The 24,069-nt window shown below is 72.1% G+C and carries 21 protein-coding genes; 2 read left to right on the top strand and 19 right to left on the bottom strand.

Annotated features, from left to right (window positions below; all coding sequences use genetic code 11):
• Nucleotides 1-205: 205 nt before the first annotated feature.
• On the bottom strand, nt 206-2,569 hold the full coding sequence (gene glgX, locus VF746_29245; protein HEX8696541.1) for a glycogen debranching protein GlgX: 2,364 nt from the start codon (nt 2,567-2,569) through the stop codon (nt 206-208).
• Nucleotides 2,570-2,850: 281 nt separating this feature from the next.
• Here glgX and treY point away from each other — a divergent pair, with 281 nt between their 5' ends.
• On the top strand, nt 2,851-5,745 hold the full coding sequence (gene treY, locus VF746_29240; protein HEX8696540.1) for a malto-oligosyltrehalose synthase: 2,895 nt from the start codon (nt 2,851-2,853) through the stop codon (nt 5,743-5,745).
• Nucleotides 5,746-5,851: 106 nt separating this feature from the next.
• Nucleotides 5,852-6,577 carry a DUF3800 domain-containing protein gene (locus VF746_29235; GenBank protein HEX8696539.1) on the top strand — a complete coding sequence of 242 codons (726 nt, stop codon included), beginning with the start codon at nt 5,852-5,854 and terminating at the stop codon, nt 6,575-6,577.
• Between the two features lie 152 nt (nt 6,578-6,729).
• Here the strand turns inward: VF746_29235 and VF746_29230 are convergent, their stop codons facing one another.
• The 18 genes from VF746_29230 to VF746_29145 form a co-directional block, all read right to left on the bottom strand.
• Nucleotides 6,730-7,611 carry an anti-sigma factor gene (locus VF746_29230; GenBank protein ID HEX8696538.1) on the bottom strand — a complete coding sequence of 294 codons (882 nt, stop codon included), beginning with the start codon at nt 7,609-7,611 and terminating at the stop codon, nt 6,730-6,732.
• Nucleotides 7,608-8,237 carry a sigma-70 family RNA polymerase sigma factor gene (locus VF746_29225; GenBank protein HEX8696537.1) on the bottom strand — a complete coding sequence of 210 codons (630 nt, stop codon included), beginning with the start codon at nt 8,235-8,237 and terminating at the stop codon, nt 7,608-7,610. Before VF746_29225 ends, VF746_29230 begins: the two co-directional genes overlap by 4 nt.
• A 356-nt stretch (nt 8,238-8,593) precedes the next feature.
• Nucleotides 8,594-9,103, bottom strand: coding sequence for a hypothetical protein (locus VF746_29220; GenBank protein ID HEX8696536.1), 510 nt, complete (start codon nt 9,101-9,103; stop codon nt 8,594-8,596).
• Entirely contained in the window at nt 9,100-10,629 is a 1,530-nt protein-coding gene (locus VF746_29215; protein ID HEX8696535.1) for a tetratricopeptide repeat protein, read from the bottom strand. The genes VF746_29220 and VF746_29215 overlap by 4 nt, the downstream gene beginning before the upstream one ends.
• Before the next feature lie 133 nt (nt 10,630-10,762).
• The gene (locus tag VF746_29210) at nt 10,763-11,389 is read right to left on the bottom strand and encodes an IS630 family transposase (protein HEX8696534.1); all 627 of its coding nucleotides are present in this window, start codon (nt 11,387-11,389) and stop codon (nt 10,763-10,765) included.
• The gene (locus tag VF746_29205; protein HEX8696533.1) at nt 11,280-11,843 is read right to left on the bottom strand and encodes a winged helix-turn-helix domain-containing protein; all 564 of its coding nucleotides are present in this window, start codon (nt 11,841-11,843) and stop codon (nt 11,280-11,282) included. Before VF746_29205 ends, VF746_29210 begins: the two co-directional genes overlap by 110 nt.
• 122 nt (nt 11,844-11,965) lie before the next feature.
• The gene (locus VF746_29200; protein ID HEX8696532.1) at nt 11,966-12,511 is read right to left on the bottom strand and encodes a DUF4331 family protein; all 546 of its coding nucleotides are present in this window, start codon (nt 12,509-12,511) and stop codon (nt 11,966-11,968) included.
• 51 nt (nt 12,512-12,562) lie between these two features.
• On the bottom strand, nt 12,563-13,297 hold the full coding sequence (locus VF746_29195) for a DUF4331 family protein (protein ID HEX8696531.1): 735 nt from the start codon (nt 13,295-13,297) through the stop codon (nt 12,563-12,565).
• A 310-nt stretch (nt 13,298-13,607) separates the two neighbouring features.
• Nucleotides 13,608-16,517 carry a putative LPS assembly protein LptD gene (locus VF746_29190; protein ID HEX8696530.1) on the bottom strand — a complete coding sequence of 970 codons (2,910 nt, stop codon included), beginning with the start codon at nt 16,515-16,517 and terminating at the stop codon, nt 13,608-13,610.
• Between the two features lie 374 nt (nt 16,518-16,891).
• Nucleotides 16,892-17,680: a twin-arginine translocase subunit TatC gene (gene tatC / locus VF746_29185; protein ID HEX8696529.1), complete on the bottom strand. Its 789-nt coding sequence runs from the start codon at nt 17,678-17,680 to the stop codon at nt 16,892-16,894.
• Nucleotides 17,681-17,912: 232 nt separating this feature from the next.
• Nucleotides 17,913-18,461: a transcriptional regulator NrdR gene (gene nrdR / locus VF746_29180; GenBank protein ID HEX8696528.1), complete on the bottom strand. Its 549-nt coding sequence runs from the start codon at nt 18,459-18,461 to the stop codon at nt 17,913-17,915.
• Between the two features lie 18 nt (nt 18,462-18,479).
• Entirely contained in the window at nt 18,480-19,271 is a 792-nt protein-coding gene (locus VF746_29175) for a tetratricopeptide repeat protein (protein HEX8696527.1), read from the bottom strand.
• Complete coding sequence (gene pal, locus VF746_29170) at nt 19,268-19,882, bottom strand: peptidoglycan-associated lipoprotein Pal (protein HEX8696526.1); 615 nt, start codon at nt 19,880-19,882, stop codon at nt 19,268-19,270. The genes VF746_29175 and pal overlap by 4 nt, the downstream gene beginning before the upstream one ends.
• Before the next feature lie 139 nt (nt 19,883-20,021).
• The gene (locus VF746_29165; protein ID HEX8696525.1) at nt 20,022-20,435 is read right to left on the bottom strand and encodes a nuclear transport factor 2 family protein; all 414 of its coding nucleotides are present in this window, start codon (nt 20,433-20,435) and stop codon (nt 20,022-20,024) included.
• Between the two features lie 152 nt (nt 20,436-20,587).
• Nucleotides 20,588-21,898, bottom strand: a complete 1,311-nt coding sequence (locus tag VF746_29160; protein HEX8696524.1) for a hypothetical protein — start codon at nt 21,896-21,898, stop codon at nt 20,588-20,590.
• A 9-nt stretch (nt 21,899-21,907) separates the two neighbouring features.
• Entirely contained in the window at nt 21,908-22,876 is a 969-nt protein-coding gene (locus VF746_29155) for a hypothetical protein (protein ID HEX8696523.1), read from the bottom strand.
• A gap of 3 nt (nt 22,877-22,879) precedes the next feature.
• Nucleotides 22,880-23,299 carry a biopolymer transporter ExbD gene (locus VF746_29150; protein ID HEX8696522.1) on the bottom strand — a complete coding sequence of 140 codons (420 nt, stop codon included), beginning with the start codon at nt 23,297-23,299 and terminating at the stop codon, nt 22,880-22,882.
• Nucleotides 23,299-23,997: a MotA/TolQ/ExbB proton channel family protein gene (locus tag VF746_29145; GenBank protein ID HEX8696521.1), complete on the bottom strand. Its 699-nt coding sequence runs from the start codon at nt 23,995-23,997 to the stop codon at nt 23,299-23,301. The genes VF746_29150 and VF746_29145 overlap by 1 nt, the downstream gene beginning before the upstream one ends.
• Between the last annotated feature and the right edge of the window lie 72 nt (nt 23,998-24,069).

Raw genomic sequence — 24,069 nt, 5'->3', positions numbered from 1 at the left:
TCAGATCAGATCCGAATGAACGTCGGGTCAGCGAACGATGCTGACGAGCTCCCGCTCCGGGAGCGACCCGCCCGCGGAGGCGAGTAGATCCCTCGGGTCGCTACCGCGCCCCTCGGGATGACATCGTCGCGGGCGATGGATTCCTCCGCCGGACCCGGCATCAGGTCTCGCGCTCCCGTACTTTCGCACTTTCGCACTCACGCACTCACGCACTCCCCTCGTCGCTCGCCCTGAGCAGCACCATCGACCGCCCCTCCAGCGTGACCGCCTCGCCGTCGGCGTAGCGGCGGGCGCCTTCTTCCAGCTCGGGCTCGTTGGTGTCGAGTACCACCGTCCACCCGCTCGCCGGGCCGAAGTCGGGGAGGGTGAAGTCGATGCAGGCCCCGTCGGCGTTGAAGAGGAGGAGGAAGGTGTCGTCGGTCACCTGGCGCCCCTCGTCGTCCCACTCCTCCATGGCCTCGCCCCCCAGCGCCATCCCGAAGGCGCGGATGAAGCCCGACATCCACTCCACGTCGGTCATCTCCATCCCGTCGGGGCGGTACCAGGCCACGTCCTTCACGTCGGAGCCGCGGATCGGGCGGCCGCGGAAGAACTTGCGCCGGCGGAAGGTGCGGTGCTCCTTGCGGATGCGGGCCACCTTGCGGGTGAACTCCAGCAGCGCGCGGTCGTGCTCCGACAGGTCCCAGTGGGTCCAGGAGATCTCGTTGTCCTGGCAGTAGGCGTTGTTGTTCCCCCCCTGCGTGCGCCCCATCTCGTCCCCACCGCAGATCATGGGCACGCCCTGGGACAGCAGCAGCGTCGCGATGAAGTTGCGCTTCTGCCGCTCGCGCTGGCGCACGATGTCGGCCCGGTCGGTGGGGCCCTCCACGCCGAAGTTGTAGGAGAGGTTGTGGTCGGCGCCGTCGTGGTTGTTCTCCTTGTTGGCCTCGTTGTGCTTGTGGTTGTAGCTCACCAGGTCGGCCAGCGTGAAGCCGTCGTGCGCGGTGATGAAGTTGATGCTGGCGTGGGGGCGCCGCCCGTCGCTCTCGTACAGGTCGCTGGAGCCGGTGAGGCGGAAGCCCAGCTCGCCCAGCGTCCCCTGGTCGCCCCGCCAGTAGGCGCGCACGGTGTCGCGGTACTTGCCGTTCCACTCGGCCCACAGCACGGGGAAGTTCCCCACCTGGTAGCCGCCCTCGCCCACGTCCCACGGCTCGGCGATCAGCTTCACGCGGCTGATCACCGGGTCCTGGTGGATCACGTCGAAGAAGGAGGAGAGCCGGTCCACCTCGTGGAGCTCGCGCGCCAGCGTGGCCGCCAGGTCGAAGCGGAACCCGTCCACGTGCATCTCCTGCACCCAGTAGCGCAGGGAGTCCATCACCAGCTGCAGCGTCTGCGGGTGCACCAGGTTCAGCGAGTTCCCGGTGCCCGTGTAGTCCATGTAGTAGCGGGGGTCGTCCAGCTTCAGGCGGTAGTAGGTGGGGTTGTCGATCCCCTTGAAGGAGAGGGTGGGCCCCAGGTGGTTCCCCTCGGCGGTGTGGTTGTAGACCACGTCCAGGATCACCTCGATCCCCGCCAGGTGGAGGCGGCGCACCATCTCCTTGAACTCGCGCACCTGCTCGCCGTAGTCGCGCGCGTGGGCGTAGCGGCCGTCGGGCGCGAAGAAGCCGATGGTGCTGTACCCCCAGTAGTTGCTGAGGCCCTTCTGGATCAGGAAGAAGTCGTCGATGAACTCGTGCACGGGGAGCAGCTCGATGGCCGTGACCCCCAGCGACTTCAGGTGCTCGACGACCGCGGGGTGCGCCACGGCCGCGTAGGTGCCGCGCAGCTCCTCGGGGACGTCGGGGTGCAGCTTCGTGAGCCCCTTCACGTGGGCCTCGTAGATCACCGTCTCGTGCCAGGGGATCATCGGCGGCTCGTCGCCCCGCCAGTCGAACGCGTCGTCGACCACCACGCCCTTGGGCACCCCCCAGTCGTCGCGCTCGTCGTCCAGCACCCAGTCTTCGCCCGGCTGGTCGAACGGGTAGGCGAAGGGGTGCGCCTCCCAGCGCACCGGGCCGGCCAGCGCGCGGGCGTAGGGGTCGACCAGCAGCTTGAAGGGGTTGCAGCGGAAGCCCCGGTGCGGCTCGTACGGCCCGTTGACGCGGTAGCCGTAGAAGGTGCCCGGCCCGAGCCCGGGGACGTAGCCGTGCCAGACGAACGCGGTGCGCTCGCGCAGCCGGAAGGTGCGCGAGGGCTCGTGGTCGTCGGGGCGGTCGTAGATGCAGAGCTCCACCTCGTAGGCGCGCTCGGAGTAGACGGCGAAGTTGGTCCCGTGCCCGTCCCAGTGCGCGCCCAGCGGGTACGGCTTCCCCGGCCACGCCGTCTGCGCGTGCTCCAGGAACCCCGGGACCTGCGGGAACGCCGGCTTCTTCGCCCGCGGCGCGTCCGGGTGGGCCGGGCGCCCCCCGTCCGGCGTCTCGCCCGCGGCCGGGGCGGGCGCGGCGCCCCGCGCCTCCTCCGCCTCGGCGACGGCCGCCTCTCCGCCGGCTTCCGCGTGCTGCGCGCCGGTCCCCGCCTGCTCGTCGATTCCCATCTCTGCGTCGATGCCCATGCGTGCGTCGATTCCCATCCGTGCGGTGAATTTTCCGTTCCGCCGCCGCTTCACCCCGGTCGAAACCGGGGGCTGCGACAGCACAAAGTCCGCCTGCGCGGACTCGCGTCGCGATCCGCGCGTCGCGGCAGGTGTCGGTGCTCTCTGGGAGTTGTGACGATCCCCTTCGGGTCCGGCGCCGTGCGGACTGCCCCCTGCCGCGCCCGCTTCTTGCGCCAGCGCCGGGGCCGCCCGCGCCGCCCGGTCCCCGCGCGGGCCCCAACCCGTAGACCAGCGGACGGATGCCGGACGACACCGAGCAGAAAGCGGCGGCGAGCGCGCGCCGCGTGCCCCGGGCCACCTACCGGCTCCAGCTCAACCGCGGCTTCACCTTCCGCGACGCCGCGGAGATCGTGCCCTACCTGGCCGAGCTGGGCGTGTCGGACCTGTACGCCTCGCCGTACCTGCAGGCGCGCCCCGGGAGCCTGCACGGCTACGACATCACCAGCCACGCGGCGCTCAATCCCGAGATCGGCAGCGAGGACGACCACGCGCGCATGGCGGGGCTGCTGCGTGAGCATGGACTGGGCCACCTGCTGGACATCGTCCCCAACCACATGGGGATCGGCGCCGACAACCCCTGGTGGTGGGACGTGCTCCAGAACGGCTCGGGGTCGCCGTACGCCGCCTGCTTCGACATCGACTGGCGCCCGCGCAAGCCCGAGCTGGAGGGGAAGGTGCTGCTCCCGGTGCTGGGCGACCAGTACGGGCGGGTGCTGGAGCGGGGGGAGCTCAGGCTGGTGTACGACGACGGCGCCTTCCGCGTCGACTACTTCGACCACCGCTTCCCCGCCGCGCCCGCCTCCACGGCCGCCGTGCTGCGCGAGGCGCTCGCCGGGCTGGACGGCGTGCTCGACGAGGAGCACCCCGACCGCATGGAGCTGGAGTCGGTCGCCGTGGCCCTGGAGCGGCTCCCCGCGCGGCGCCACACCGACCCGCAGAGCGTGGCCGAGCGCCGCCGCGAGCGCCTGGTCACCCAGCGCCGCCTCTCGGCCCTCTACGGCGCCTCGCGCGAGGCGGCGCGGGCGATCGACCGGGCGGTGGCGGCGTTCAACGGGTGTCCGGACGACCCGCATTCGTTCGACCGGCTGGACGCGCTCCTGGCCGAGCAGCACTGGCGCCCGGCGTTCTGGCGGGTGGCGGCCGAGGAGATCAACTACCGGCGCTTCTTCGACGTCAACGAGCTGGCCGGGGTGCGCGTGGAGGTGCCGCGGGTGTTCCAGGACACCCACCGGCTGATCCTGCGCCTGGTGCGCGAGGGGAAGGTCACGGGCCTCAGGATCGACCACCCCGACGGGCTCTTCCACCCGCGCGCCTACCTGCGCGACCTGCAGGCGGAAGCCGTGGGGGTGGGCGCGCAGGAGCGCTTCTACGTCGTCGTCGAGAAGATCCTCACCGGCGACGAGGAGCTCCCCGCGGACTGGGCCGTCGCCGGGACGGTGGGCTACGAGTTCCTGAACCGCGTGGGCGGCCTCTTCGTGGACACGGCGAACGAGGAGGCGATGGACCTCGTCTACCGCCGCTTCACGGGGGTGCGCGACCGCTTCGCCGACCTGGTCTACGAGAAGAAGCGGCTGATCCTGCGCTTCGCGCTGGTGAGCGAGCTGACGGTGCTCACCACCATGCTCTCGCGCATGTCGGAGGCGAACCGCTGCTCGCGCGACTTCACCTGGGGGGCGCTGCGCGACGCCCTGCGCGAGGTGGTGGCGTGCTTCCCCGTCTACCGCAACTACGCCGACGCCTTCGCCGGCGAGGTGAGCCCGCGCGACCGCGAGTACGTCGAGCAGGCCATCCGCCGCGCCAAGCGCCGCAACCCGGGGGTGAGCGGGTCGATCTTCGACTTCGTGCGCTCGATCCTCCTGCTGCAGTGGCCCGAGGGGCTGGACCAGGCGGCGCGCGAGGAGCACGCGCGCTTCGTGATGAAGCTGCAGCAGCTCACCGGGCCGGTGATGGCCAAGGGGGTGGAGGACACGGCGTTCTACGTCTTCAACCGCCTGGTGTCGCTGAACGAGGTGGGCGGCGAGCCGGACCGCTTCGGCGTGCCGCCCGAGGAGCTGCACGCCTTCCTCTCCACCCGCGCCGAGCGCTGGCCGCACGCGCTCTCGGCCAGCTCCACGCACGACACCAAGCGCAGCGAGGACGTGCGCGCGCGCATCCACCTCCTCTCCGAGATCCCGGACCTCTGGGAGGCGCGCGTGGGGCGCTGGGCGGAGCTGAACCGGGCGAAGAAGGGAGACGAGGACGGCCAGCTGGTCCCCGACGCGAACGACGAGTACCTGCTCTACCAGACGCTGGTGGGGGCGTGGCCGCTGGGGGAGGCGGAAGACCAGGCGCACCAGGACTTCGTGGCGCGCGTGCGGCAGTACATGGACAAGGCCACGCGCGAGGCCAAGGTCCACACCAGCTGGATCGAGCCCAACGAGGTGTACGACCAGGGACTCAGCGACTTCGTCGGCCGGGTCCTGGAGCGCGGCGGCAACCCGTTCCTGGACGACTTCCTCGCGTTCCAGCCGCTGGTGGCCCGCCTGGGGATGGTGAACGCGCTGGCGCAGACGCTGGTGAAGCTCACCGCCCCCGGCGTGCCGGACGTCTACCAGGGGCAGGAGATCTGGGACTTCTCGCTGGTGGACCCCGACAACCGCCGACCGGTGGACTACGGCGTGCGCCGGCGGATGCTGGCGGAGCTGAAGGCGCGGCTGGTGGAGGACGACCTGCGCGAGCTCTGCCGCGAGCTGGTGGAGCGCTGGGAGGACGGGCGGATCAAGCTGTACGTGACGCACGCCGCGCTCGCCCTGCGCCAGGCGCTCCCCGACGTCTTCGGCGAGGGCGGTTACGTCCCGCTGGCCGCGTCGGGAGAGAAGGCGCGGCACGCGTTCGCCTTCGCCCGCCGCGCGGGCGGCGAGGCGGCGGTCACCGTGGTCCCGCGCCTGGTCGCCGGCCTCACCCGCGAGCACGACTTCGCGCTGCCGGCGGCGAAGCTGTGGAAGGGGACGGCGGTGGAGGTCCCCGCCGGCCGCTGGAGGAGCGTCTTCACCGGCGAGGAGCTGCACGCCCGCGAGCGCGGCGCCGCGGCCGAGCTGCCGCTGGAGCGCGTCTTCGCGCACTTCCCCGTGGCGCTGCTGGAGAAGGTGGGCTGAGCCGCGAGCCCGTTCGAGGAGAAGGAGCCGATCCCGCCGACGTTGCGCCGCCGTTCACTTCGTGTATTTTCGGCCGTCCCGCCCGGCTCTCCCGACACCGCGGCCGATGTACCTGATCTTCCTCGACGGCGCCGGCAACACCGGCGCGGACCTGGCGCACCCCACCAGCACCGTCCACTACCTCCTCGCGCTCGCCGTCCCGGGCGAGAACGCGCGCTCGCTCGAGGACCGGATCACCCGGGTCCTCGAGCGCCGCTTCGGCTCCGCCTGCCGCGCGCCCGCGTTCGAGTGCAAGGGCAGCGACATGTACCGCGGGGAGGGGCCGTGCGCGGCGATGCCGCCCGGAGACCGCACGGCGCTCTACCACGACCTGGTCCGGCTCGTCGTGGAGCACGACGCCTGGGTGCTCTGGCAGGGGATCGACAAGCCGCGCCTGGCGGCCCGCTACGTCCGCCCGCTGCACCCGCACAAGCTGGCGTTCCTCTACCTGGCGGAAGACGTGGAGAGGTTCCTGCGCGACCCGCGGGAGTACGGGCTGCTGGTCTCGGACGAGGAGAAGTCGGTCGAGCAGCAGGTGATCGAGGACCTGCCCCGCTACGAGGAGCTGGGCACCTCGTTCGGCCACAAGCCCATCGACCTCACCCGCATCGTGGACAACGTGCACTGGGTCAGGTCCCACGACAGCCGGCTGCTGCAGCTCGCGGACTGCTGCGTGTACCTGTGCCAGCGGTACCGGCGCGACCGGGACAAGGAGACGGCTTCGGCGAGGGAGGTCCAGCGGCTGTGGCAGGTGGTGGAGCCGCGGGTGTGGCGCGGGAGGGTGTGGCCGTAGGGTATACAAAAACACGTGCGCAGCCGGAGCTTTCGCTGGGGCTCCGCTGGTGCGGTGCCCACTTCCGGCTGCGCCTGACGTGTTGATACCAAGCTATCGAAGGCTGTCAGGTTTGTCAACTCTGTCAGATCTGGATCGACGATGAGCCGCCGTCACTCCGTCGTGCCGACGATGATCGGGGTGCCGCTGGGCTGCGGGAGGCCGCCCTCGGGCTCTTCGGTGACGGCGACGGCGCGGAGCTGGCCGGGGGGGAGACGGTAGGTGGCCTGGACGGCCGCGCGCCCGTCGCGCCCGGGCTTGAAGGTGCCGGCGCCGACGGGGCCGGCGGGGGTGATCAGCCAGAGCTGGTAGTCGCGCCCGGGGCGCAGCCGCGGCAGGTTCTGCGCGAAGAAGGTCCAGCGGTCGGTGCGCGGGTCCCAGTACATCCGCCCGGACGGCGCCCGCTGCTGCGTGGACGCCAGGTCGATCACCCGTACACCGGGGTTCGACAGCTCGGCGATGGTGGCGTCGCGCTCGCCGAGCGCGCGGGCCAGCTCCTGGCGCTCCGCCCGCAGCAAGGCCGCCCGGCCGCGCTCGACCTCGTAGCGGCCCCTGAGCGACAGCGCGTACGCGCCCACGGCCAGCAGCAGGAGGATGGACGCCGCCGCGGCCAGCCAGCCGACGTCGAACCGGCGCGCGCGCGCCTCCCGCGCCCGCGCGAGCGGGACCACGCCCGGCTCGGGCGGCGCGGACGCGGCGGGAGCCGGCGTGGGGGAGGCGGCCTCGGGCGCGGCGGCGGAGGCCTCGCGGTCGGCGCGGGCGCGGGCGAGCAGGCGCGCGCGCAGGCGGTCGGAGCGCGCGGGGTCCATGGGGCGGTGCGGCGCGGCGTGGGCCAGGAGCGCGGCGCTCTCGCGCAGCGCGGCCAGCTCGCGGCGGCACTCTTCGCACCCTTCCAGGTGTGCGCGCACGGCCCGGGCCTCCTCGCCGTCGAGGGCGTCGAGAGCCTCGGCGGCCAGCGCGGCCCGCACGTCGTCGTGCGTCATGTCGAGACTCATGGGGCGTCCTCGCGCAGCACGGCCAGCGCCTCCCTGAGCTTCATCAGGGCCAGCCTGGCCCGGGTCTTCACCGTCCCCAGCGGCTGGCCGGTGGCTTCCGCGATCTCCGACTGGCTCATCCCGCGGAAGTAGGCCATCTCCACCGTCTGCCGCTGCTCGGGCGGCAGCGTGGCCACCGCCTCCTTGACGATCCGCCGGACCTCTTCGTCTTCTGCCGCGCCCAGCGGGTCGGCTTCGCCGCGCTCCTCGTCCGCCGGCTCGGGGAGCTCGCCGCGGGCCTCCTCGCGGAAGCGGCGGCGCGAGCGCACGCGGTCCAGGGCGCGGCTCCGGGCCATCATCACCAGCCAGGTGGAGATGCCGCCGCGCGACTCCTCGTAGCGCGCCGCCTGCCGCCACGCCTGCCAGAAGGTCTCCTCCAGCACCTCCTCGGCGTCGCCGTCGTCGTCCAGGATGCGGCGGAGCACCGAGTGCAGCAGCGGCGAGAAGCGGTCGTACAGCGCTCCCAGCGCGGCCTCGTCGCCCGCGGCCATGCGCCGCACCAGCTCGCGGTCGACGTCGGCGGAGGCGGCCGCGGCGGGGCCGGATATCTCGTTGGCTCTTGTGGAATTGTACGCCGTGGGAGCCACGCGCGGATTCACCCCTGGGGATCGCCGGGAGACGGGCGCAATGTACCGGCGCCTCCCGGCCGCATCAAGCTGCGCGGGCGCGCTCGCGGCGAGGAGCGGGCCTCGGCGCGGCGGCGGAGAGCCCCTCACCCGCCGCCTTAGAGCGGCAACCCTCTCCCGACTTCGGGAGAGGGTGGACTTGACGGACCGGTGCGAGGGGGACGGGGCTATCGCCGGCTGTTCCCTGTACCCTGTACCCTGTGCCCTGTCCCCTGCAGTTGCATGAGGGATGCGCGCCCGGAGGGCCGGGACGCCGCGGCCACGGGGGTATCGTGGCCGCGGTGGCCCGGCGCCGTTGGCCTGCGTGGTTTGCAGGCCTACGGCGCGCGCAGCCCGGCCCCCGCCAGGGGGACATGCCCGAAGCGCCGTCCGGAAGCCGTTCCGGCCGCAACCTTCTCTTCGAGGGCGTACGGCTGGAACTCGCACCCGGGCCGCACCGGGAGGTAGACGACGGACGGACGGCCCGTCGTGCCGGCGTCGGCGTAAACCCCGAGGCCGTGGTACGTGCCGACCCGGACCACCCGGCCGATCTCCAGGACGCGCGGCAGCCCGTGGTGCAGGTACCGGCGCCCGTCGAAGGTGATCGGCTCGCGGTCGACGTAGAACGCCTCGCGGATCGCGTACCCCGGCATCGGAGGGCGCGACGCGGGAGGATGGGGGCCGGACACCGCCGTGTCGGGGATCGCCGGGTCGTACATCCGCGTCTCCGTCGCCAGCTCACCGTCGCGAACCACGCAGACGCGCACCTCCCGCTGCTGCGCCGCCGCCGGCGATGCGGGGAGCACCACGAGGAGGAGCGCGAGTCCGATCAGCACGCGGGCGTTCATGGGCCGGTCCCTCCGGCTGGGCGTCCACCGTCCAATGCTTGCGGTCTCTCCCCCGGATGGTAGGACGATTTCCCCCGCGTGTCACGCCCCCCGTCTACGATCCCGCCCGCCGCGCGTCGGCGGCGGCCGCGAACGCCCGCGGGGGGGCGGCCGCCCGTCACCAGCAGCGCCTCCGCGGCGGCCCCGACGCTCAGGCGCCCGGAGAGCGGCCGGGGCGCGGAATGCTCCAGCTCGCGCAGGGCGGCGCGGGCGGTGTCGGGGAAGGTGGGATGGAAGCGCGGGTTGAGCCCCAGCGCCCGCCGCAGGTGCGCGCGCGCGGCGGCGCGGTCGCCCAGCGCCCGCTCGATCATCCCGGCGTGGAAGTGGAGCGTGGCGTCCCGCGTCCCCATCCGGAGCGCCTGCCGCATCGCCTCGCGCGCGGCCGCGTCGTCGCCCGCGCGGTGGAGCGCCCAGGCGAGCAGGTCGCAGCCGAGCACGTCGCGCCGCTCGCCGGCCTCGCGGCGCAGGAGGGCGAGCGTCTCGGGGAGATGCCTTCCGTGGTCCACGCGAAACTGCGTCCACTGGCGCGCGAACGGCTCCGGGCGCGCGGCGTTCTTCGCCTCCAGCCGCGCGTACCAGCGCTCCGCCTCGCCTGCGCGGCCGAGTTGGGCCCACGCGTCGCCGACCAGCGCGAGCGTGGCCAGGTCGGCCCCGTCGCCCAGCCGCGCGCCGATCCGCGCGACCTCGCGCCAGCGGTGGCGGAGCGCGGCCAGGCGCGCCCGGGCGGCCCAGAGGCGCGGGTCGTTCGGCTCGACAGCGAGCCCGGCACGGAGCGCCTCGTCCGCGGCGCCGAGCCGGCCGGTGCGCAGCTCCAGGTCGGCCACGCGCAGGTGGAACCAGGCCACCTGCTCGCGCGGCAGGTCGATGCGCGCCGCCGCCTGGTCGCGCGCGGCGTAGAGGATGGCCCGCGCCCGCACGGGGTTGCCGCGCACCTCCTCCCAGCGCGCCAGCCGCGGCGCCACGGCCAGGTTGCCGCGCTCGGCCTCCAGCGCGCCGAAGGTGGCCGCGGCGGCGCCGTAGTCGCCCAGCTCCATCTGGATCTCGCCCAGGAGCGCCTGGTACGACGCCCTGTCCGGCGCCTCGGCAACCAGCGCCTCCGCCGCCGTCCGCGCCTCGGCGAAGCGGTGCTGCGCGAGGAGGCTGGAGGCCAGGGTGAGGCGGGCGCCCGTGTTGCGGCCGGCGCGCAGCGTCAGCGCCTCGCGGGCGGCGCGCTCGGCGCGGCGGAAGTCGTCCAGGCCGCCGCCCTCGCGCCCGCGCTGGAGGTAGAGCTGCGCCAGCCGCGAGCGGTCCGCCGCGCCCCACGGGTCTTCCGCCGCGCGCGCCCGGAAGAAGGCGATGTCGGCGTCGCGCCGGGCGAGCTCCGCCACCGGCTCCAGCGTCCCCGCCAGCGCCGGCTCCGCGTCTCCCGAGACCGCTGCCCCGACGGCCGTTATCGCAATCACCGAGGCGACGAGTGCGCCCACCGCCCAGCTCCATCTGCTCTTCATCGCTCCCACCTCTCCCGACGCGGGTTCACTGCATGGCTCACACAGAGACACAGAGAAACGGAGAACACCGGTCATCCCGAGGTTTTTCTCTGTTTCTCTGTTTCTCCGTTTCTCCGTGTGATACGGAATCCGGTTAAACACTGTGTGAATCCGGCAGCGTAGAAGGCCACCAGTGATAGAAGGTGAGGCCGCGCAGAAAATCCTGCATCTCTGCCATCTCGCGGCAACGCTGCGCAAGCACTTCTTCGAGCTCCTGAATGGACCGGAAGCAACGGTTGGCGAGGGGTTCGTCGCTGATCGACCAGAGCCTCTCCGTAGGCTGCAGTTCCGGGGAGTAGGGCGGCTGCGGGATCAGGGTAGTCCCCGGTGGGGCGCGCACCGGTTCGCCCGTATGCCAGCCGGCGCCGTCCAGGACGAGCAGCAGTCGTTTGCGCTCGTCAAACCCCTGCTCCTCGATGAAGGCGGCCAAGACGGCTGCGAAGACCGCTGCGGTGAGGCAGGGGACGATCCAGAACGAGGTGCGCCCGCTCTCCGGGTGAACGAAGGCGATCAGGTACAGCCATTCGTATCGGGGTCTGACCACAGCTCTGGGGCGCTTGCCCCGCGGTGCCCACACGCGCCGCAGAATGGGGATCAGGCCGATCCGGTGCTCATCCATCCCCCAGAGCTCGATCACGGCCTCGGGATGCGCTCGGCGTTCCTGGGCTACGCGCCCGGGGAGTTCTTGCTTGAAACGCCTCCTGGGCCTCGGGATCGGCATCCCCGTGCTTGGGTCGCGGGATCTGCGGAGTCTGTCCCGCCTTGCGCAGATACTCCCACCCGCGTTGCGGCCGCACTTTCTTGCCGAGCTTCTCGCTCATCCAGTGCGCTACTTCCGGCCCGCTCCACAGTCCGCCGCGCGGTGCCGCCCCGCCGAGCGCCTGCTCCAGTTCCTTCTGTTGCTCCTGCGAAAGGAGCCGCTGCCGACCCGAATGGCCACGGCGGCCGTCGCTGAGCGCTGCGGGTCCACCGCGGTTATAGCGACCTACCAGTTCCCGGACCCAGTTGATCGTGTAGCCGGTAACCTGCGCCACCTCCTCGCTGGGCTTTCCTGACGCGATCAACCACAACACCTGCCAGTGCGTCTTCTCCGTCGCATGCCGCGCGTTGCGATACCGCTCGTGCAACTCCTCCGTGCTCAAGTGCTCTTCTGCCACTCGGATCCGGCGGCCCATGAGGTCGCTCCTGACGAGGGTAGCGGGCAGATGCTGCTTCGTCCGGAGCTATTCTAAGCAGGTTACGAAAGTACTCCTAGTCTTTTTCCGGATTCCGTATGAGATCAAAGGGGTTCGTCCCGTCAGCTTGCGGGGGCGAGGTACGGGAAGGTGGCGGAGAACTGCTTGTCGTTGGCGCCCACGTTGTCGGTGGTGAGCCCCGGCGTGACGTTGCTCGCGTCCAGCAGCGGGCCGAAGATCGCCATCAGCCCGGCGTCGACCACGTCGTCGGTGAGCCTGCGGCCGCCGTAGCCGTCGGCCAGCGCCCAGCTGAGCCACCCGGCCGTGCTCGCCTGCCTGTCGGTCTGCACGATCAGCATGTCGGGCAGCAGCACCGTCGAGAGCGTGGTGGCCACCGTCTGATTCCGCCCGGCGACGTTGCGGACGAAGCCCTCCACGTCGTCCTTGAAGTTCGCCGCGTCCTCGCTGGGGATGTCGGCGTTGTGGTGCGCGTGCTCGCGCTTCTCGATCGTCACCTCGCTCACCAGCGGGTTGCCCAGCCGCTCCACCTGCACGTACACGCGGTCGAAGCTGGTTCCCGTCAGGCCGTCGTCCCCGTCGTCGCACGCCGCCGCGGCCAGCGCGAGCAGGCAGGCGGCGAGCACGGCGGGCGTCTTCCTCGTCCACATGGCGGTCTCCTTCGGTTCAGAGAATTCGTTCGGTCGATGCGAAAGCCGCTCTCAGCGACTGATGGTCCCCCACACGCCGATCCTGCCCGTGCCGCCGCCGGTGAGCTGCGACTCGGGGAGCTCGATGACGATGGCCAGCGCGTTGAAGGTGCGCAGGTAGTCCACCGCCTGCCCCGCGGGGCGGAACGACGACGCGCTAGGCGTGGCCGGCAGCTGCGAGAGCGCCCCGTGCGAGGGGCGCCGGTCGGGGACGATCCGGAAGAACTGCTCGAGGTCGATGAAGAACGGGTCGTCGCGGATGCCGGCGAACACCTGCATCCCCGCGGCCGAGCCCAGGCTGGTGTCGACCGGGCCGCGGAGCGACGGGGCGGCGCGCACGAGGGTGTTGCGGCTGCCCACCGAGGCCGGGGCCACGGGGCCGCGCACCACCACGCGCTGGTCGGCGTCCGAGCCCTCGAAGGTCACCTGGAACACCAGGTCCTCGCGGGCGTCGCCGGTGTTGTCGACCTTGATCTGGTAGAGGAGGTTGGGGTCGAAGCGCGCCGACGCCGCCTCGGCGGGGGTGATCGGCGACGAGGTGGTCATCGCCAGCACGATGCGGTCGGCGCCGGCGGGGCTGGGGAACGCGTACACGTCGTTGATGTCCATGCGCGGGCTCAGCTCCACCTCCGGGGTGTCCTGGTGGTCGGAGCCGAGCCCTTCGCCGACCATCACGACGGCGCCGCACGCGAGCGCCGCCGCCAGGGTGAGCGCCGCGCGGGCGCGCCCGTGCCGCGGGATCTTCATACCGCCCTCTCTTTCGCTGTCGGTGTGCACCTTCACCGGGGACAGCAGGGGATACGGAGTGCGCGGCGCGGGTGGATGCATGGGGAGACTTCGGCCAGCCGTACCGCCGGGTTCTGAGCCCGATCAAGAACCCTGTTGCAAGCACGGCTGAGTTGATGCCTCACACGGAGTCAACGGAGTCAACGGAGGGTTTTCTCTGTTGACTCCGTTGACTCCGTGTGAGATTCGATCGGTTGGGAAGCGAAGAGCCCGGCCACTCGGGTGAGTGGCCGGGCTCCTTCGCGTCCGTCTCCGGCGTTTCCAGGCTCCGCTACGGCTTCGCCGTCGTGTCCTGGGGCAGCACGGGCGGCGGCAGGGCAGGCGGCGGGCGCGACCAGTTGAACACCGGGCCGCTTGACCCGGTCCGGGTGCCCTCGGGGCGGTCCACGCCCAGGCTGCGCTCGTTGTAGTCGGCCTTCAGGTCCGGCAGGTCGATCAGGTGCACCGAGAACGAGAACGACGTGTTCCCGTTGGGCGCCAGGATGTAGTCGAAGTTCGCCTGCCAGCGGTACAGGTCGCGCTTCAGGTTCACCCGGTGCACGCTGAACTCGCCGGTGGTGGTCGAGTACTGCGTGTTCCAGCTCACCGCCCAGTTCTTGGTGGGCGTGAACGAGAGCGTGCCGCCCAGCGTGGAGTTGCCGCGGTCGAAGAGCCCCGGGATGGTGTCTCGCACGCTCCGGCGCGCCCGCGTGAGCGAGTAGTTGAGCGACAGGTTCCACGCCCCCGCGCCCGCCTGCTGGTTGTTCCCGGTGAAGTTGGCCCCCCCAGGCGGCGTGGCCGGCGTCACCCCCGCCGAGTCGGGCGTCTGCCCGCGCTCGGGGCGGCGCTCCTCCTCGGTCTGCCGCGCGAAGCCCAGCCAGCGGAAGAGCGCCGAGTTCTGCCCCAGGCTGAACGAGGTGTTGAACGAGGTCAGGAACGGGCTCAGCCGCCCCCGCACCACGCGCGCCCCCTCGAAGCGGTCGTCGAACAGGTCGTGCGTCACCGTGAACTGCAGCCCGCCCAGCAGGTCGGTGCGCACCGAGTTGCTGATCTCCTCGTTGCGGAAGCGCGTCCCCAGCGAGTCCAGGTCCTCGAAGCTGAACGAGAGCACCGAGGTGTTGATGGCCAGCAGCGTGACCTTGCGCGGCTGGCTGGGCTGCGCCTGGTTCCCCGTGTTCAGGTTGGCCGTGTCGCCGGGGACGCTCGCCGAGTCGCCCACGGGCCGAGCCTGCGCGGGGCCCCGCACCGGCTCGGGGTCGCGCACCTTGGCCTCGATGGTCTGGTCCAGCCCGATCTCCAGCGTGTTCTCGGTGCGGCCGCTGAACGCCCCGAAGATCCTCCGCTGCACGTGCGCGCGCGCCGAGTCGCGCTCCTCGGCCGCCGGCGAGTAGCGCCAGGTGAAGATCGGCTTGACGTGGTGCCGGATCGCCGAGTAGCCGCCGAAGCCGGGGAAGAAGCCGTACAGGTCGGTGCTGAGCGATGCGCCCACGTTCAGCCGCGCCGGCCCCGCCACCAGGTGGCCGAAGACCTCCTCGTCGCCGGGCAGGATGGTCCCCGTGGTGTCGCGCCGCGCCAGCTCGCGCGAGAAGCTCACGCTGGGCGAGAGCCGCGTGGAGGCGAAGAGCGGGATCTGGTAGGCGGTCCCCACGCTGAACTGGATGCGCTCGTTCCCGAAGCCGGGGAGCGCTCCCAGCCGCAGGGTGTCGGCCTCGGGGTCCAGCAGCTCGCGGGGGATCGAGTCCAGCGCCCTGGTGGAGTTCTGCGTGTAGGCGGCGTTGCCGCTGATGGTGAGGTTGCCGATGGTGAGCCCCAGCCCGGCGCCCAGGTTGGCCTGCTCGGTGCCCTGCAGCCGCCGCTCGAAGGCGCTCCCCGGCGTGCTGGTGGTGCGGCTGCCGTTGGCCGAGACGTTCAGCACCACCGACGGCAGGATGTTGATCGGGTTGACGTTCAGCGAGAGGCGCGGCGTGAAGGTCACGTCGTCGTCGGCGATCGACTGCCGGCGCTCGGCGTTCAGCGACAGGCTCCCCCAGTCGAAGCGGCGGGTGAGCGCCCCGTTCGAGGAGAGGTCCGACACCTGGCGCAGCGGGTCCACCGTGCGGTTCCGCTCGAACTCCGACGACGAGGCGAAGCGCAGCGACCCGGACACGTCGGTGCGCTCGTTCATCTTCCACGACGCCTGGCCGTCGGCCGTGAGCCGGGTGCCGCCGTCGGTCTCCCAGAACTCCTCGAAGCCGATGCTCCCGTTCAGGAAGCGGCGGCGGAAGTTGAACCCCAGGTTGCCCCGCAGCGCGCTGTACGTCTGGCTGCGCCAGCGGCCGGCCAGCTCCAGGCCCAGGTACTGGTTGATGGCCCAGTAGTAGCCGATGTTCGAGAACTCTCTCCCCGTCCCCCGCGAGTTCCTCCCCCCGCCGCGGGTGCGGACGATGTCGTTGATCTCGAACTGGGGGATCAGGAAGCCGCTGCGGCGCCCGCGCTCCAGGTCCTGCACGATGAAGGGCAGGGCCATCACGGGGACGTCCTTGAAGTACAGGTAGGCGGGCCGGCCCACCAGGATCCGGTTGCGGATCACCATGATCTTGTCGGCCCGGAAGTGGTACGCCGGCTGCTCGCGGTCGTCGGAGGTGAAGGTGCTGTTCTCGGCGTAGACGCGCTGCCCGCGCTCGTCGGTGACGTTGCCCGACACGTACCAGGTGGCGCTCTCGGTGATCTTGGTGCGCGCGCCCCGCACCGTGGAGCGGCGCAGCGCCAGGTCGTACCAGAAGACGTCGCCGGTGATCTCCTCGCCCTGCTGCGGGTTGCCCCTGGGGTTGCCGAAGGCGCCGATCAACTCGGCGCGCTCCATGTAGACGATGGAGTCTTCGGCCGTCATCACGTTCCCCTCGCGCTCCACCCGCGAGCCGCCGCGCAGCCGGAGCGTGCGGTCCTCCGCCCGGTACTCGGCGCTGTCGGCCTCGTACTGCACGGGGACGTACCCCTCCAGCCGCAGCAGCCGGTCGATCAGGGTGTCCTGCACCTGGGGCCGGCCCGGGGTGGTGTCGTTGGGCGCGCGCTGCCCCTCCCGCGGGCGCACCTGCTCGCGCGGCGGCTGCACGCGCGGACGCTGCTGCGGCCGCGGCAGCCCGGGGATCACCTGGGCGGCGGCCCGCGCGGCGCCGAGCGCCAGCAGCAGGGCGAGGAGTACGGGGACGGCTCTGGACTTCACGTGGACGTTCCCGCTGGGGGGAGATTCGGGATCAGGGTACAAGTATGCGTGGCGCGCCGCGCGGAGGGAACGGCCGCGGGCGCCCCTTAACGGAAACCTCACGGGCGCCTCATGTCAAACCCCAGCGCCCGGAAAGGCGGTCTTCAGGACGATTTCTCCATCCGAAACGGTGTCATCCTGAGGCCGGCCAGGCCGTACCCGCGTGCGCACGAATCCACGCAGGCCGAAGGATCTATGGCCGGCCCTGCGAAGAAGCCGGCCGTGCAGGGCTGCCCATGGATCCTTCGTCGCCGCCACGGGTTCGCTCACTCCGGCGGTTCGGCGCGGCGGCTCCTCAGGACGACAACGTTCGGGACGAGGTGGGCCGCACTCCCTCACGCTTCCACCGAGGCCGCCGCCTCCGCCTCGGCGGCGGCGGCGATGCGCTTCTTCGAGACCAGGCGGGAGAGGACGATGGAGAGCTCGTAGAGGAGCACGAGCGGCACCATCATCATCACCGTCACCGTGATCACGTCGCCGGGGGTGAGCACCGAGGCCAGCACGGTGATGACCACGATGGCGTGGCGGCGCTTCGAAGCCAGGAACTGCGGCGTCACCAGCCCCAGCGCCGACAGGATCAGCACCACCACCGGCAGCTCGAAGACGATGCCGAACGCCAGCAGGAGCCGCGTGACCACGGCCAGGTACGGCCCGATGGTGATGGACTGCTCCAGGCTCTCGGTCTGGAACCCCATGGTGAAGCGCAGCGTCACCGGGAGCACGACGGTGTACGCCATGGCCACGCCGGCGGCGAAGAGCACCAGCCCCATGTACAGCGCCGGCACGATCACCCGCTTCTCCGACGGCAGCAGCGCCGGCGAGAGGAACGCCCACACCTGGTAGATGACGATCGGCGAGGCGAGGACCAGCCCCACCAGGATCGCCAGCTTGAGGGTGATGAAGAACGGCTCGGTGGGGCTCAGGTACTTGAGCCGGGTCCCGTTCAGGAGCGGCTCGATCGGCGCCACCAGGATCCCCAGCACGTCGAGCCGCGTCACCAGGAAGAAGCCGACGACGGCGCACACCGTGACGGCCAGCAGGCTCCACAGGATGCGCCAGCGCAGCTCCTCGAGGTGGTCGAGGAACGGCATCTCGCCGGTGGGGGTCTTCGCGAACTTCGCCATCTATCCCTGCTGAAGGTCGGATCCTGGTAAGATCAGAAAACCGAAAGCCTCACACGGAGTCAACGGAGTTAACGGAGAACGACGAGGAAGTCCCTCTGTTGACTCCGTTGACTCCGTGTGAGGCTCTTCACGGAACCTGCCCAGTCGCGGACGCCGCTGAAATGTGCGAAGGGAGGCCCGGCGGGGCAATCGCCGGACCTCCCGGGGCCGCCGTGGGGAACCCCCCGACCGGCTACGAGGGCGAGGGGTCGGGGCCGGGAACCTCGGTTTCGTCGTCGGCGTCGGGGAGGGGAAGCTCGCGCTGGAAGCGGCGGATCTCGCGCAGGGCGGCCAGGTTGCGCAGCTCCTTGAGCTCCTCCTCGAACTCGCCCACGTCGGCGAAGTTGCGGTAGACGCTGGCGTAGCGCACGTACGCCACGTGGTCGCGCGCCTTCAGCCGCTCCATCACCATCTCGCCGATCTCGCGGCTGGTCACCTCGCCGCTCTCGCGCCGGTCCAGCTCGCGCTCGATGTCCTCGACGAAGGTCACGATCTCGGCGGGGGTGATCGGGCGCTTGGCGACGGCCACCTCGATGCTCCCCACCAGCTTGCGGTGGTCGAACGGCTCGGTCTCGCCGTCGCGCTTGAGCACCTGGAGGGTGCGCTCCTCGATGTACTCGTACGTGGTGAACCTCCGCCCGCAGCGCAGGCACTCGCGCCGGCGCCGCACCGCCCGCCCCTCGCGGCTGGTGCGGGAGTCGACCACGCGGTCGTCCTGGTGGTGGCAGAACGGGCAGCGCACGGCGTCGGTGCTCCGGCGTCAGTCGTTGGAGGCGCGCGGGAGCCGCGCCAGCTCGGTGCGGGCCTCCTCGGCCTCGGGGCTGCGCGGGTAGGCGCGCACCACCTGGTTGAAGCGCGCCCGCGCCTCGGTGCGGTTCCCGCGCTCCAGCTCCAGCCGGCCGATCCGGAGCAGCGCCGTGGGCGCCCGCGCGGAGGTCGGGTACTGCTCGACCACGCGCTCGTAGGCGGGGATGGCGTTGTCGGGCTCGCGCGCGTACGTCTCGCCGATGTAGAACTGCGCGTCGGCCGCCCGCCGGTCGCGCGGGGCCACGCGCAGGAACTCCTGGAAGCCGAGCCGCGCCGTGCCCATCGAGCCGCGGCGGAAGGCGGCGAGCGCCGCGTTGTACGCCTCGTCGCCGCTGGTGGGGGCGGCGGCGCCCGCGCCCCCGGTCCCGCCCGTCTCGGCGCCGGCCTCGCGGGCGCTGTCGGCGGCCTCGGCGGCGCGGCGGGCCTCCTCGGCGCGCTGGGCGATCTGGCGGCGCAGCTCCGTCAGCTGGGCCTGGCTCTGCCCCGAGAGCTCCTGGATCTGCACCAGCTGCCGCTCGATCTGCACCAGCCGGTTGGCCACGTCGCCGCGGAGCCGCACGTTCTGGCCGGCGATGCTGTCCAGCATGGCCTCGGTGCGGCGGATGAGCTGCTGGATCATCTGCTCCTGCGACTGGCGGTTCGTCTGCATCTCCAGCCGCAGGTCCTCGATGTCGCGCTTGGTGGCCAGGCACCCCGCCAGGAGGGGGACGGCCAGGAGGCCGGCCGCGAGTCGGGTGGGCTTCATCGCCTCAGCTCCGCGGGAACGGTGGTGATCTCGCCGCCGGTGATGGCGAACTCGGCGCGGCGGTTGCGCGACCAGGACTCTTCGCCCTCGCCCTCCACCAGCGGGCGCTCCTTGCCGTAGCTGATGGTGGCGAAGCGGTCGGCGTCGATCCCGTAGTTGGCCAGGAAGGCGCGCACCGCCTCGGCGCGGCGCTGGCCGAGCGCCAGGTTGTACTCGGTGGAGCCGCGCTGGTCGGCGTGCCCCTCGATGCGGATGCGCACCGTGGGGTTGTCGCGCAGCACGGCGGCCTTCAGCACCAGGCGCCGCTCGGCCTCGGGGGTGATCTGGTCGCTGTCGTAGTCGAAGAAGACGATCTCGGTGAGCGCCTCGCGCGCCGCGGCGGTGGCGGCCTCGCGGCCTCGCCGCTCGCGCTCCAGGCGCTCCCGCTCGGCCTCTTCCATGGCCAGGCGGATCGAGTCCTCCCGGGCGGAGCCCGCGTCCCCGCCGTCCACCCCCGCCGTCGCGGCCGTCGTCGTGTCGTTCGGGGCCGGGCCGTCGGCGGGGCGGCGCTTGCGGCAGCCGAGGACCACCAGCGGGGTCAGGAGGAGCACAGCCAGTCGGCGAAGTCTCATCTCGTCGTCTCTCCCTCGGTTCGCGCGGGGGCTGCGGACGGCGGGCGCGGGGCCTCGCGTCCTGCGAATCTACTACATATAGCGGGTCGGGGGGAAGGACGCCACAACTACAGGTGCAGCTACTCACGTCGGGGAGATTTCACCCGGCCGGGTCGGGAATCATCTGCCGCCAGACGGCGCGCCAGCCGCCCTCGCCCCGCGCCACGACGAAGAGGTCGCGGCCCGATTCCCGGTACTCCGTCCCGCCCAGCTCGTACGTCATCTCCCACCTGTACGAGGCGACCGCGGTGTCGCCCGCCAGGTCGATCTCGGGTTCGGAGAGGGTGCACTCGCGCACCGTCGCCTGGCGGAGGAAGCCGGCGTAGCTCCCCGCGCAGACATCCCGGCCGCGGCCCAGGAGCTCCATGCCGGGGCCGCGGAAGACGACGTCCTCGTGGAAGCACCCGTCCAGCGCCGCCTCGACGGTCTCCGGCGTCCCCCGCAGCCAGGCGCCGTTGATCCGCTCCAGCAGGCGACGGACGTCTTCCCGGTCCTGCTCGGTGGTGGGAGGCATGGCGATCTTCCTGACTCGGAGAATGTCGAGATCACGCCTTCGGCGCCGGAGGCCGACCTCGCGCCGGACCAGCCTGCGCAGGCAGGCTTCTCGCCGTTGTTGCCGCGGGTTCACCCGCCTTTGGATCGGAGGCCTGGGTCCGGGCTCCCACCTCACCGCGTCCCCGTCGCCCGCACCAGGATCGGCGACCAGTCGGGCAGCCCCACGCGGCCGCTCGCCAGCCTGCGCACCTTGCCGCTCACGGTGTCGAGCACGAACAGGCCGCCGCCCTCGCGGTCGGGCGAGGCGAACACCAGGTGGCGCCCGTCGGGGGCCCAGCTGGGGTCCTCGTTGCGGCCGCGGTCGGTCAGCAGCCGCGCGCCCTCGCCGTCGGCGCCCACCATCACGATCTGCGGCACGCCGTTCACCCGCGACGAGTAGGCGATCCACGGCCCCGTGGGCGACCAGTCGGGCGAGGTGCTGTAGCCGCCGCGCCCGTAGCGGTACTCCGACACCAGCCGCGCCTCGCCGCCCGGCATCCCCATCACGTACACGCCCGGCTCCCCCAGCCGGTCGGAGACGAAGGCGATCCGCCCCCCGTCGGGCGAGAAGCTGGGCGAGAGGTTCTCCGCGCGGCGGCTCTGCGTGTGCTGCCGGAGCCCGCCCGGCCCCACCGTGGCGATCTCGGTGTTCCCCCCCGCCGTGGTCCCGAAGGCGATGGTGCGCCCGTCCGGCGAGTACGAGGGGGTGATGTTGATCCCGCTGCGGTTGGAGACCACGCGCTCGGCGCCGGTCCCCAGGTCGCGCTCGTAGAGGAAGGGCGCGCCGCTCTTGTACGAGGTGTAGGCCAGCTTGCGCCCGTCGGGCGACCAGGCGGGCGAGAGGGCGATCGACCCGTCCAAGGTCACGCGCGTGGGGTTCTCGCCGTCGGAGTCGACCACGTAGATCTCCTTCGACCCGCGCCCCTGCACCACGTAGGCGATGCGCGAGGCGGCCATCCCCGGCTCGCCGGTGGCCCAGCGCACCACGGCGTCCGACGCGGCGTGCACGGCCATGCGGAAGCCGCGGCTCCCCATGGCGGGGAGCGGGAAGGTGCCCGAGCCCTTCTGCTGCCCGTAGACGGCGTCGGTGAGGGTGAGCCGGAGCACGAGCCCGCCGGCCGAGGACTCGACCGAGCCGTCCAGCACCCAGTCGGCGCCGCGCTCGCGCCAGGCGGCCGCGTCCACGGGGTCGCCGGGGCGGGCGCCGGCGGCGTCCTTCAGCTCGAAGCGGTCGCTGTACTCCAGGTCCTGCCGCACGACCTCGCGCGCGGCCCGGGCGGCCACGTCGTTCCCCCCGAAGGGGAGGACGACGAAGCCGGGCTCGTAGCGGGGCTCGTAGCGGAGTCGGAGTCGGACGCCGACGCTGTCCTGGGCGGCGGCGGGCGCCACGGCGGCGCAGAGGATCGCGAGGGGGACGGCGATGAGGAGCGGGGAACGACGCAAGCGCACTCGCTAGATCTGGGGTGACACGTCCACGCACACCGGCAGGGTGGCGGCGCCGAAGGCCTCGGGGAGCGCGCCGAACGCCCTGCGCATCCCCGCCTGCTCCACGGCCTCCTGCACGGCCAGCCGGAAGGCGAAGCCGCCGCGCACGCGGTTGACCGTGATGGCGTCCTGGTCCACGCCGCCGTCTTCCAGGATGCGGAAGCACACCTCGGCGCTCCCGTTGACGCCCTCGGGGCGGCGGAAGTAGCGCCGCACCTGCCGCACGATGTTCTCGCAGTAGCCGGCGCTCGGGCACTCCATCCTCGCCTGCCGGATGGTGAGCCCCTCGCCGCCGGGGGAGCTGGGATCGGGATTCCGCCCCGTCGCCTGCCCGCGCGTCCCCGTCCCCGTGCTCCGCGGCGCGCCCGAGCCGTTGGACGTCGTGCGGTCGCGCGAAGTTGGCTGCGTCCGGCTCCCGGTCGTCGTCGAGGGCGTCCGGTCCTTCGGCGGCGTGCGGTCCTTTGCAGGAGTCCGGTCCGTGGTCCGCGACGGCTCGCTCGCCTTGGGGCGCTCGGGGGTGCGCTCGGGGGTCCGGGGTGGAGACGGCCTCCTTGTAGGCTCGGGGACCCGCGCGGGTTCCTCCCGGGCCGGCGGCCTGGGCGGCGCGGCCTTCGGGGGCTCCGGCGCGGGCGGGGGCGGCGCGGGAGGAGCCGGAGCCGGCGGCGCGGGAGCCGGCGCGGGCGCGGGGGCCGCGGGGCCGGAGGACGGGGCGGGCGGCTCCGACGGGGGGTCGCCGCGCAGGTTCGGGGGCGGGGAGACGATGTTGACGGCGTAGACGCGCATCCGCGGGGCGCGGGGCGCGCGGCCCGCCCCCTCGGCCAGGACGACGAGGAGGACGAGCAGCAGGTGGATGCCGAGCGACGCGGCCGCGGCGGTCTCCACCGCGCCGCGCTTCTGCCGCTTCTTGATCTCCATCGCCCGCTTCCGCACGTCCATCGGCTACCTCCGCGCGGGTTCTTCTTCTTCGGCGATCAGGCTGACGCTGGCGACGTTGGCCGCCTTCATCGCCCCCAGCACCTGCACCACCCGGCCGTAGGGGAGCGACCGGTCGGCGCGGAGGTACACCGTCCGCGCGCCTCTGCTCCGCACCGCCTCCGGGAAGCGCGTGTCGAACTCCTCCCAGGCCACCCGCTCCTGGCCGATGAAGATGGCGCCCGTGCGGTCGAGCGAGACCACGACGCCCTCGGAGGAGGGGACCGACTCGGTGCGGGCGCGGGGGACGCTCACCTCCACCCCGCCCTGCAGCATCGGCGCGGTGATCATGAAGATCACCAGCAGGGTGAGGACGACGTCCACCAGCGAGGTGACGTTGATCTCCGCGCTCACCGAGAGCTCGCCCGAGCCGCGTCGGCGGGGCATCAGATCCGCCCCTCGCGGGCCAGCGCGCCGATGAACTCGCTGGAGAAGCCCTCCAGCTCGCCCATCAGCACGGCCAGCTTGCCGGTGAGGTAGTTGTAGCCCATCGCCGCCGGGATGGCGACCACCAGGCCGCCGGCGGTCGCCACCAGCGCCTCGGCGATCCCCGGCGCCACCGCGGTGATGTTGCTCGACCCGGCCTCGGCCACGCCGATGAACGAGTTCATCACCCCGATCACCGTCCCCAGCAGCCCCAGCAGCGGCGAGGTGGTGGCGAAGATCGCCAGCCAGTAGAGGCCGCGCGTGAGCGAGTCGCGCTCCTCGCCCTCCTCCTTCTCGAGCACGAGGCGGAGGACCTCGAGCTGGGTGGGCAGCAGGCCGCGCAGCTCGCCGCCGCGCGCGGGGCGCAGCTCCGAGTAGAAGGTCATCCCCCGCTTGAAGACGCGGGTGAAGGGGCTCTCGGGGAGCGCCATGATGGAGGTGTAGGCGTCTTCCAGCCGCTCGGAGCGCTCCAGGCGCTCGACGAAGCGGTCCGACTCGCGGCGGAGGCGGCGGAACTGGATCAGCTTGAGCACGATGATCCCCCAGGAGACCAGGGAGAAGACCGCCAGCAGCAGCATGATCAGCTTGGTGGAGAGCGTCCCGGCGGCGATCATCCGCCAGACGTTCCCGAACTCCCCGGCTTGGGCCTGGATCAGCATCTATTCGGCTGGTGAGGAATCAGAGGTCGAGGGGTGGACCGGCAGCATGGGTCCCGAGTCGATCTCGCAACA

The sequence above is a fragment of the Longimicrobium sp. genome (assembly GCA_036389795.1).
In the GTDB taxonomy this organism is placed as follows: Bacteria; Gemmatimonadota; Gemmatimonadetes; order Longimicrobiales; family Longimicrobiaceae; genus Longimicrobium.
Note: the sequence above shows the minus strand (reverse complement) of the source record. Positions and strands in the feature narration are given on the sequence as shown.

What these genes read in the sequence shown, in the direction of transcription:
- glgX (HEX8696541.1), bottom strand. Translation starts at nt 2,569, where the DNA reads ATGGGCATCGACGCAGAGATGGGAATCGACGAGCAGGCGGGGACCGGC.
- treY (HEX8696540.1), top strand. Translation starts at nt 2,851, where the DNA reads ATGCCGGACGACACCGAGCAGAAAGCGGCGGCGAGCGCGCGCCGCGTG.
- VF746_29235 (HEX8696539.1), top strand. Translation starts at nt 5,852, where the DNA reads ATGTACCTGATCTTCCTCGACGGCGCCGGCAACACCGGCGCGGACCTG.
- VF746_29230 (HEX8696538.1), bottom strand. Translation starts at nt 7,611, where the DNA reads ATGAGTCTCGACATGACGCACGACGACGTGCGGGCCGCGCTGGCCGCC.
- VF746_29220 (HEX8696536.1), bottom strand. Translation starts at nt 9,103, where the DNA reads ATGAACGCCCGCGTGCTGATCGGACTCGCGCTCCTCCTCGTGGTGCTC.
- VF746_29215 (HEX8696535.1), bottom strand. Translation starts at nt 10,629, where the DNA reads ATGAAGAGCAGATGGAGCTGGGCGGTGGGCGCACTCGTCGCCTCGGTG.
- VF746_29210 (HEX8696534.1), bottom strand. Translation starts at nt 11,389, where the DNA reads ATGCCGATCCCGAGGCCCAGGAGGCGTTTCAAGCAAGAACTCCCCGGG.
- VF746_29205 (HEX8696533.1), bottom strand. Translation starts at nt 11,843, where the DNA reads ATGGGCCGCCGGATCCGAGTGGCAGAAGAGCACTTGAGCACGGAGGAG.
- VF746_29200 (HEX8696532.1), bottom strand. Translation starts at nt 12,511, where the DNA reads ATGTGGACGAGGAAGACGCCCGCCGTGCTCGCCGCCTGCCTGCTCGCG.
- VF746_29195 (HEX8696531.1), bottom strand. Translation starts at nt 13,297, where the DNA reads ATGAAGATCCCGCGGCACGGGCGCGCCCGCGCGGCGCTCACCCTGGCG.
- tatC (HEX8696529.1), bottom strand. Translation starts at nt 17,680, where the DNA reads ATGGCGAAGTTCGCGAAGACCCCCACCGGCGAGATGCCGTTCCTCGAC.
- VF746_29175 (HEX8696527.1), bottom strand. Translation starts at nt 19,271, where the DNA reads ATGAAGCCCACCCGACTCGCGGCCGGCCTCCTGGCCGTCCCCCTCCTG.
- pal (HEX8696526.1), bottom strand. Translation starts at nt 19,882, where the DNA reads ATGAGACTTCGCCGACTGGCTGTGCTCCTCCTGACCCCGCTGGTGGTC.
- VF746_29165 (HEX8696525.1), bottom strand. Translation starts at nt 20,435, where the DNA reads ATGCCTCCCACCACCGAGCAGGACCGGGAAGACGTCCGTCGCCTGCTG.
- VF746_29155 (HEX8696523.1), bottom strand. Translation starts at nt 22,876, where the DNA reads ATGGACGTGCGGAAGCGGGCGATGGAGATCAAGAAGCGGCAGAAGCGC.
- VF746_29150 (HEX8696522.1), bottom strand. Translation starts at nt 23,299, where the DNA reads ATGCCCCGCCGACGCGGCTCGGGCGAGCTCTCGGTGAGCGCGGAGATC.
- VF746_29145 (HEX8696521.1), bottom strand. Translation starts at nt 23,997, where the DNA reads ATGCTGATCCAGGCCCAAGCCGGGGAGTTCGGGAACGTCTGGCGGATG.